The organism is Methylobacterium sp. WL9, from assembly GCF_008040035.1.
In the GTDB taxonomy this organism is placed as follows: Bacteria; Pseudomonadota; Alphaproteobacteria; order Rhizobiales; family Beijerinckiaceae; genus Methylobacterium; species Methylobacterium thuringiense.
This window is the reverse complement of record NZ_VRVE01000053.1, coordinates 21,372-29,193: the sequence shown is the minus strand read 5'-3', so window position 1 is coordinate 29,193 and position 7,822 is coordinate 21,372. Positions and strand designations below refer to the sequence as shown.

The window sequence follows — 7,822 nt, the reverse complement described above, 5'->3', positions numbered from 1 at the left end:
CCCCCGGACGCGACGCCTGGCTGTTCGATCCGACGCCCGCCCTCGGCGCGCGGACGCTGACGCTGCGCCCGGTGGCGGCGCTGCACGCGGCGTTCGAGCCGGCTCCGCCACCGGCCGTCGTCGCAGCCCTGGTCGCAGACACGGTCGCGCGCCAGCCGGTGCCGACGCCGCGTCCGCAGGTCGTGCAGCAGACCGCCCGCCTGATGCCGGCTCTCACGCCGCAGACCGTGCCGCTGCCGGTGCGGAGGCCCTCCGACCTCCTGGCCGCGCGCACCACCTCCGTCGTCGCCCGGCTCGACGAGCGGCCGGCCTCGCCGCGCGCCAGGATCGCGGCGCAAGGAGCCGTCGCGCAGGAGAATGCCGAGGCCGAGCGCTCCTTCTTCGACACGGTGTTCGGTGCCAAGCCCGAGGCCGAGCGGCCGCAGGCGCTGGCCTATGCCGGGGTCGACACCCAGGGCCTCGGGATGTCGCCGCGCCGCGCCACCGCCCCTCAGGCCGGCGGCGGCACCGCCGTCTACGACATCAGCGCCGGCCGGGTGACGCTGCCGGGCGGCGAGGTGCTGGAGGCCCATTCCGGCCTCGGTCCGAGCATGGACAACCCGCACAACGTCCACCTGCGCATGCGCGGCTCGACCCCGCCCGGCACCTACGATCTCACCGAGCGCGAGGCGCTGTTCCACGGCGTGCGGGCCCTGCGCCTGAACCCGGTCGGCGGCGCGGGCGCGATCTACAACCGCAACGGGCTCCTCACCCACACCTACATGCTCGGCTCGAGCGGCGCCTCGAACGGCTGCATCTCGTTCCGCAACTACCCCCGCTTCCTGCAGGCCTATCTCAGCGGCGAGGTCCGCCGCGTCGTCGTGGTGGCGGGGTCGAAGGGCGACCGCACCCCGAGCTTCGCCAGCCGGATCTTTGGGGCAAGCGCCTCGGCAGAATGATTTTTTGGGAGTCGGGCGGCCGATCTCCGTGACCGAAGGCCGTTGCCTCCACACCCATCACTGAAGTAAGGAATATTCCTTACATCGGGCGTCGGAGGTTGCGATGGCGACTCGTCTTCGGGAGCGCAGCAGGATCACCGCGAAGGGTCAGACGACGGTGCCCAAGGCCGTGCGCCAGGCGCTCGGCGTCAGCTACGGCGGAGAGATCGCCTACGTCGTGGACGAGCACGGCGTGAGCCTGAGCCGGGTCGAGACCGACGCGCAGGACCCGGTCATCGAAGCCTTCCTGGCCTTCCTCGCCGAGGACATGACGCGCAACCCGCAGGCCATCACGCAGATTCCCGCGAGACTCCTGGAGCGCGTGGTCGCGCTCACCGCCGGGGTCGCGGTCGACCTGGACGAGGAGCTCGACGGCCCCGTGGCGCTCTGAGCGATGATCGTCGTCGACGGCTGGACGCTCTTCGCCCACCCGCTGCTGCTCGACCAGCTCGGGCGGCTGACGGACGCCGTTGAGAAGGCCGCCGATCCAACAGGGGGCAGCGCCAACGCGAAGCTGCTCGCCATGCTGCAAAAGCTGATCTTCGAGATCGTGCCGCAGGACCCGAGCCGCACCGAGTACCGGCAGGGCGACACCCTCGGCGCATCGCGAAAACACTGGTTCCGCGCCAAGTTCGGCAACGGCCGGTTCCGGCTGTTCTTCCGCTACGACAGCCGAAGCAAGGTCATCGTCTTCGCCTGGGTGAACGACGAGCACAGCCTGCGCACCTACGGGTCGAAGACCGACGCCTACCGCGTGTTCCGCAAGATGCTCGACGCGGGCGATCCGCCCGACGACTGGGCCGCCCTGCTGAAGGCGGCCTCCGCGAAGCCGGCGACGGCGCGGCTGGACATAGCGGCGCCGAAGCGCCGGTGAGTCTCGCTACGGCACCCGCTGCGCCAGGATCTTGTCGATCCGGCGCCCGTCCATGTCGATCACCTCCAGCCGCCAGCCCTGCGTCTCGATGGCGTCGCCCTCGGTGGGGATGCGGCCGAGCTCGACGATGACGAAGCCGGCCAGCGTCGAAAAGTCGTCGGTGCGCGGCTTGTCGGCGAAGTCGAGCCGGTCGAAGGCCTCGCCCGCCGGCATCATGCCGTCGATGAGCAGCGTGCCGTCGGCGCGCTCGACCACCATCTGCTCCTCGCCGGGGTCAGGGATCTCGCCGGCCATGGCCTCCAGCAGGTCGGTCTGGGTGACGATGCCCTCGAGGCTGCCGTACTCGTCGACGACGATCGCCATGCGCACCGGCTTGGTGCGGAACGCCTCCAGCACCTTCAGGATGGCGAGGCCCTCGTGCACGACGATGGGCTCGCGCATCGCCGCCGCCACGTCCGGCGCCTTGCCGTCGAGGAGCTGGTCGAGCAGGTCCTGCTTGCGCAGCACGCCGACCACGTCGTCGATGAAGGCGCGCGAGACCACGATCTGCTCGTGGCGGCACTCGCGGATGGCGCGGACGATCTCCTCCGGGCTGTCGTCGAGGTCGACCCAGTCGACCTCGCCGCGCGGCGTCACGATCTCGCGGATGCGGCGCTCGCCGATGGCGAGGATGCGGGCCACCGCGTCCTCCTGCGCCTCGTGCAGGAACCCGGCATCGTGGCTCGCGGTGACGAGCAGGCTCAGCTCGGCCGGGGAGGGCAGGTTCTCCTCGCCGGTGCCGGGCTGCAGGCCCATCAGCTTCAAGACGCCGTTGCCGAGCCCGTTGAGGAACATGATGGCGGGGCGAAACACCATCAGGAACAGGCCGAGCGGCCGCACGATCACCAGCGCCGTGCGCTCGCTACGCTGGAGCGCGAGGCTCTTCGGGGCGAGCTCGCCGAGGACGATGTGCAGGGCGGTGATGATCACGAAAGCGATCGCGACGGAGAGCGTATGCGCACCGATGCCGGCGAATTTTTCGGGCAGCCAGGCGAAGGCCGGCTCGACGAGATGCGCCAGCGCCGGTTCGCCGACCCAGCCCAGCGCCAGGGACGAAATCGTGATGCCGAGCTGGGTCGCGGCGAGATGCGCGTCGAGCTTGTCGGTGGCGTGCTGGAGCGCCTTGGCGTTGAGCCGCTTCTCGTTGACGAGCTCGGCCACCCGGCTGCGCCGCACCGCGACGAGGGAGAACTCCGCCGCCACGAAGAATCCGTTGGCGAGAACGAGCGCCAGGACCGCGAGCAGCCCGAGTGCCGTAGACCAGCCGTCGTCGAAAATCGCGCCCTCCGAGGCGTCACGCCGCCCGTATGGCGACGCCTGCGCTTAGAGCCGAATGTCGAGGCGGCGTGAAGGGGTCATACCGACGGCCGCAGGCTGCGAGTCTTCCATCGATGGCCGTCGCAAGCGCGAATGCGCGCCGCCGCTTATGCGGCGAAGCCTCGAAGGCCAATGACCTCAATACCCCAACCCGGAGAACCGGTAGGCGAGGCCGGCGGTCACGAGCTGGCCCTGCGTGCGGGCGATGACGTCGGCCGTGTGGCCGGCGGGCATGAGGCCGCCGGGGCCGTAGACCGGCCCGACGCCGTTGACCGGGACGGTGCGGCGCCCGAGGTCGTAGCGCAGGTATTCGACCTTGAAGGAGAGGCGCCCGGGGGTGACGAAGCCCGGCACGAAGCCGTCCGGCGCCATCATCTCGATGCCGCCGCCATAGACGAAGCCGGTATCGATGCCGCCGTAGCGGCCGGCATCGTAGAGGCCGCTATACTGGACGCTCGACACCCCCGTCTGCCCCGAGACGCCGATGCCGCCATAGGCGAAGCCGCCGGTGCCGTAGAGCAGCACGGGGCCGAAGGCGTAGCCGAGGCGGCCGCGCACGGTGCCGAGGAAATCGAGGGTCTGGCGCGCCTCGATCGCGAAGTCGCTTCCGCCGAAGCCGAAGCCGGTGGTGCGGGTCCGCTGGATGTTGGTGTAGAGCGCGTCGGTGGCGAGGCCGACGACGAAGCCGGAGCCCGGCGTGAATTGCAGGTCGTAGCCGAGGCCGCCACGCAGCACGTAGGAGCTGCCCGCCAGGGCCACGGCGCCGAGATTGCCGAAATCGATCAGCGCCTGCTCCTCCGGCGTGGTGCCGACGGTCTTCAGGTGCTGTGTGCCGGTGCGGATGTAGCCGGCATCGGCCCCGATAGAGAACCCGCCCCAGACCGGCGGCGGCGCGGGCGGCGGCAGCTGCTCCATCGGCGGCAGGGACGAGCGCAGGGGCAGGTCGGCGGCCTGCGCCGCGCCGAGCCCGCATAGGGCCGGGATCAGCCCGAGCCGGGCCGTACGATGCAGGACTGTGAGGAGCGCAACCATGCCGTCACTTTGCCAAAGCGTGCTTAACGCGCGCTTACCGCGACGCCCGCCGATTCAAGCCGTCTTCAGGTTGTTCCGAAGCAAGGCCGCAGGAGACGACACGGTTCCTGGCCGGCTGGACCGGCCGTTTCAGCCGGAAACCGTATGAGACCGTTTCCGGTTGATCGAAGCGGGCTGTGCGCATCCCCTCTCCCCGCACAGATCTCGGGCCTGCCCGAGATCTGCTTCATGCGCCGAAGTCGGGCAGGCCCGACTTCGGGTGGGGAGAGGCCTTCATGGACCCTGTCGTCCATGAAGGAATTGCAGGCGAAGCCGAAGCGAAGGTGAGGGGGGGTCCGAAAGGAGCTTTCCCGACGAAGCCCCCTCGCCTTCGGCTGCCGCCTCGCCGCGCCGACGACGAGGTCGTCGCGGCCCTCTCCCCGCAAGCGGGGCGAGGGGATGCGCGCACCCGAACCGATCGGCTGGAAACGGCATGAGGAGCGACACGGGCGTGGACGCCGGTCGCAAGGGCGATCGTACGAAAGGGCGCTCGCGCCGTCATCGCCTGGCTGGAAGCGACTGGATGGCCCGGCGGATCGCACTGCATTGCTGCTGCAGCTGGCGCTCGACGGCGATCTCGGCGCGCCGCGTCGCCAGCGCAGCGGCCTCGGCCGCCTTCGCCGCGGAGGCGTCGAGGTCGTCGAGCAGGCGCTTGAGGCCGGCAAGGTCGCGCAGCAGCTTTGCCGGATCCATTGGCGGCGGCGCGTCCGGGCGGGTCAGGCGCCCGCTCGCGGGAGGGAACCCGGAGTGACGGCACCGCCCGGGGAGGCCTCCATACGAAGGCATGATTTCGGGACTCTGATGTCCATCCCGGCATTCCCACGGCATCGGACGATGCCACCCAGGATGCGCATCGAGGTGAACGGTTCACCATCATGGATCGTAAAAGCGATCTTAACCCTCGCGGCGCAGGGTGGAACCGAGGGCGCATCCGGTCGCGTCGTGCGAGGAGTGGTTCCGTGGCCAAGATCCAGAGCGAGCCGAGGACCGACACGCGGCCGCACCACGCCGACACGCCCCCCTTGAGCGCCACCGTGCGCCGGCATCTCGGCAAGAGCCTGCGCTCCCACTACGCCGCCTCCCTCGCCGAGCCGGTCAGCGAGCGCCTCGAAGCGCTGCTCGCCAAGCTGCAGGGCCCAAAGGGCTGATCCCTCAGGGACATTCCGGCCGTCCGCCGCGATCCGGCAGGACCGGGCGCCCCTCGGCCTCTGCGCAGGACGGTGTCCGGACCTCTTCGGTCTATCCGGCTCCGCACCGGGTCTGCGCCTCGTCAGGCCGAGGCTTCACTGCGTGTTTTCGAGAAGATCTCATCGGAAAACCCGAAAATGTCTTTCCCGAAATCTGTTCGAAGCGGAAGCCGGCCCTAGAACCTGCTTCGTTCACGGCCGTCCTTCGGCGAAACGGGCACCGTTTCGCCGAGTAGGACTTCAATCGAAGGCGACGGCGACGAGAGAGAACAGCCCGGCGAGAAGAAGATTGCCGGCGAGCACGAGAGCGATGACCGTCATGGGGATGTCGGGAACCTGATCCGGAGATTCGGGATGGGCTGTGTAGCGGTTCGGGCCGCGCGCCGCTGCTACGCTCCCGCCTCACGTCGCCGGAAACCGGCAGCCGAACCGAGTGCGATGCAACACGGCAACGCTTTCCGTCCCGCACAGGCCACGTTTGCGCCCGAACACTTGCCGAGACTGCAAATTCTCGCTGCCGCGGACCGATTCGCCGCAAATCGGTTGCAATTGGGTTAACGGTTGTCCGCAGCGGCCATGGCGCGCCGCGAGGGCTGTCGGCGATGATCACGGCAAGCGATACGATCCTGGCAGCCGCCGGGTTCTTCGGCCTCGGCGCGTCCGGGCTCGTGGTGAAAAGCTCCAGCTCGGAGGTCGACGCGGAGCCCGTCTCCCAATCCGACGGGCCGGCCTCTCCCGACCAGCTCTCGGTGGGCGAGCCGTATTTCGAGGCGGTTGCCGCAGCGCTTCGCAGGACCGGCTACCTGGATTCGTGACCCGGACGCCCGTCCTTCTCGGATCCCGCCGGCCGGCCGGTCCCGGCCTTGCGCGATGGTTGACCGATCGGGGAGACTGGCTATAGCGGCCCGCACGTACCCGAAGGCCGGGTGACGCAACGGCCGGTCTGTCGGCAGTGATCGCGGGCGGCTACGAGGGTGGATCGCCACTCCCGGCTACTGCCTCGGATTGGACGACAGACCGACGACTTGAGAATATTCCATGAAGATCGAAATATTCGGTTTTCATTCGCCCACTGGATCGAGTTTTCTTGATCCGAAGGACACCGTTCCGGATGTATTACGTCTATAATACAATCAGATTATAGGCAGATACTGCATTTGCGACAAGCATAGAGTGCTTCATGACTGGCAAGCGTGCGTTGATCACAGGCATCACGGGGCAGGACGGCGCCTATCTGGCGCAACTGCTCCTGGGCAAGGGCTACGAGGTGCACGGCGTGGTGCGCCGCTCGAGCCATGCGGGTGTGTTCGACCACCGGCTGAAATGGCTCGGCATCGAGAACGACGTCGAGCTCCATGACGGCAACCTGCTTGACCTGTCGAGCCTCGCCCGCATCGTGCAGCTGGTCCAGCCCGACGAGGTCTACAACCTCGCGGCGCAGTCCTTCGTCACCGCCTCCTGGCAGCAGCCGATCCTGACGGGCCAGATCACCGGCCTCGGCGCCGTCAACCTGCTCGAATGCGTGCGCACGCTGAAGCCCGATGCGCGCTACTACCAGGCCTCCTCCTCGGAGATGTTCGGCCTGATCCAGGAGCAGGTCCAGAGCGAGGCGACGCCGTTCTACCCACGCTCGCCCTACGGTGTGGCCAAGCTCTACGCCCACTGGATGACCATCAACTACCGCGAGAGCTTCAAGCTGCACGCCTCGAACGGCATCCTGTTCAACCACGAGAGCCCGCTGCGCGGCGTCGAATTCGTCACCCGCAAGGTCACGGACGGCGTCGCCCGGATCAAGCTCGGCCTCGCCAGCGAGCTGCGGCTCGGCAACATCGACGCCAAGCGCGATTGGGGCCACGCCAAGGACTACGTCCGGGCCATGTGGATGATGCTGCAGCAGGAGACACCGGACGACTTCGTCATCGCCACCGGCCGCACCACCACGGTGCGCGACATGTGCGAGATCGCGTTCCGGCATGTCGGCCTCGACTCGGCCGCCCACCTCATCATCGACGAGAAGCTGTTCCGGCCGGCCGAGGTCGAGGTGCTGCTCGGCAACCCCGCCAAGGCGGAGAAGGCCTTCGGCTGGAAGGCCGAGATCTCGCTCGAAGAGATGATCCGCGAGATGGTCGATGCCGATCTCGCCCGCTTGAAGCCCAGGGTCTGATCGCCGGTCGAATCGAGACGGCCCGTCGGCCACTGTTCGGGCTGCGTGCCGGCGTGCGCGGTCCCGCTCAGCCCAGTGGGGTCTGCGCGACGCTCGGCCGGTGCCGGCTCGGATCAGGACCTCATCCCTATGAGCCGATGTCCTGTCCTCAGACCCGCCTGCACCGTTATCTCGGTGGAAGTTTTGCCGTGTT

General features: G+C 68.6%; 9 protein-coding genes. 6 read left to right on the top strand and 3 right to left on the bottom strand.

The features are described 5' to 3' along the window. From FV217_RS15200 to FV217_RS15190, 3 genes are all read left to right on the top strand, one after another. Positions 1-938, top strand: a 938-nt coding sequence (locus FV217_RS15200) for a DUF2778 domain-containing protein (RefSeq protein ID WP_147818016.1), incomplete at its 5' end; no start/stop codon positions are given. Between the two features lie 103 nt (positions 939-1,041). After that, the gene (locus FV217_RS15195) at positions 1,042-1,368 is read left to right on the top strand and encodes a type II toxin-antitoxin system PrlF family antitoxin (protein WP_147818015.1); all 327 of its coding nucleotides are present in this window, start codon (positions 1,042-1,044) and stop codon (positions 1,366-1,368) included. 6 nt (positions 1,369-1,374) lie between these two features. Further along, a complete protein-coding gene (locus tag FV217_RS15190; protein ID WP_210245142.1) occupies positions 1,375-1,851 on the top strand; it encodes a type II toxin-antitoxin system YhaV family toxin in 477 nt (158 codons plus the stop codon). 6 nt (positions 1,852-1,857) lie between these two features. Here FV217_RS15190 and FV217_RS15185 read toward each other — a convergent pair whose 3' ends face one another. The 3 genes from FV217_RS15185 to FV217_RS15170 form a co-directional block, all read right to left on the bottom strand. Next, positions 1,858-3,123 (bottom strand): hemolysin family protein, encoded by a 1,266-nt coding sequence (locus tag FV217_RS15185; protein ID WP_147818013.1) that lies wholly within the window; start codon positions 3,121-3,123, stop codon positions 1,858-1,860. Positions 3,124-3,345: 222 nt separating this feature from the next. Beyond that, positions 3,346-4,239, bottom strand: coding sequence for a porin family protein (locus FV217_RS15180; protein WP_147818012.1), 894 nt, complete (start codon positions 4,237-4,239; stop codon positions 3,346-3,348). A 537-nt stretch (positions 4,240-4,776) separates the two neighbouring features. Further along, a complete protein-coding gene (locus FV217_RS15170) occupies positions 4,777-4,971 on the bottom strand; it encodes a hypothetical protein (RefSeq protein WP_147818010.1) in 195 nt (64 codons plus the stop codon). Between the two features lie 275 nt (positions 4,972-5,246). Between FV217_RS15170 and FV217_RS15165 the strand changes: the two genes are divergently transcribed. The 3 genes from FV217_RS15165 to gmd all read left to right on the top strand — a co-directional run bounded on the left by FV217_RS15165 (position 5,247) and on the right by gmd (position 7,629). Continuing rightward, positions 5,247-5,426 carry a hypothetical protein gene (locus tag FV217_RS15165; protein WP_147818022.1) on the top strand — a complete coding sequence of 60 codons (180 nt, stop codon included), beginning with the start codon at positions 5,247-5,249 and terminating at the stop codon, positions 5,424-5,426. Positions 5,427-6,067: 641 nt separating this feature from the next. Further along, the gene (locus FV217_RS15160; RefSeq protein ID WP_147818009.1) at positions 6,068-6,280 is read left to right on the top strand and encodes a hypothetical protein; all 213 of its coding nucleotides are present in this window, start codon (positions 6,068-6,070) and stop codon (positions 6,278-6,280) included. Between the two features lie 365 nt (positions 6,281-6,645). After that, the gene (gmd, locus tag FV217_RS15155; RefSeq protein WP_147818008.1) at positions 6,646-7,629 is read left to right on the top strand and encodes a GDP-mannose 4,6-dehydratase; all 984 of its coding nucleotides are present in this window, start codon (positions 6,646-6,648) and stop codon (positions 7,627-7,629) included. Positions 7,630-7,822: the final 193 nt, after the last annotated feature.

Excerpts from the sequence above, each read along its gene's own strand:
- gmd (WP_147818008.1), top strand. The coding sequence starts at position 6,646 with ATGACTGGCAAGCGTGCGTTGATCACAGGCATCACGGGGCAGGACGGC.
- FV217_RS15180 (WP_147818012.1), bottom strand. The coding sequence starts at position 4,239 with ATGGTTGCGCTCCTCACAGTCCTGCATCGTACGGCCCGGCTCGGGCTG.
- FV217_RS15170 (WP_147818010.1), bottom strand. The coding sequence starts at position 4,971 with ATGGATCCGGCAAAGCTGCTGCGCGACCTTGCCGGCCTCAAGCGCCTG.
- FV217_RS15160 (WP_147818009.1), top strand. The coding sequence starts at position 6,068 with ATGATCACGGCAAGCGATACGATCCTGGCAGCCGCCGGGTTCTTCGGC.
- FV217_RS15195 (WP_147818015.1), top strand. The coding sequence starts at position 1,042 with ATGGCGACTCGTCTTCGGGAGCGCAGCAGGATCACCGCGAAGGGTCAG.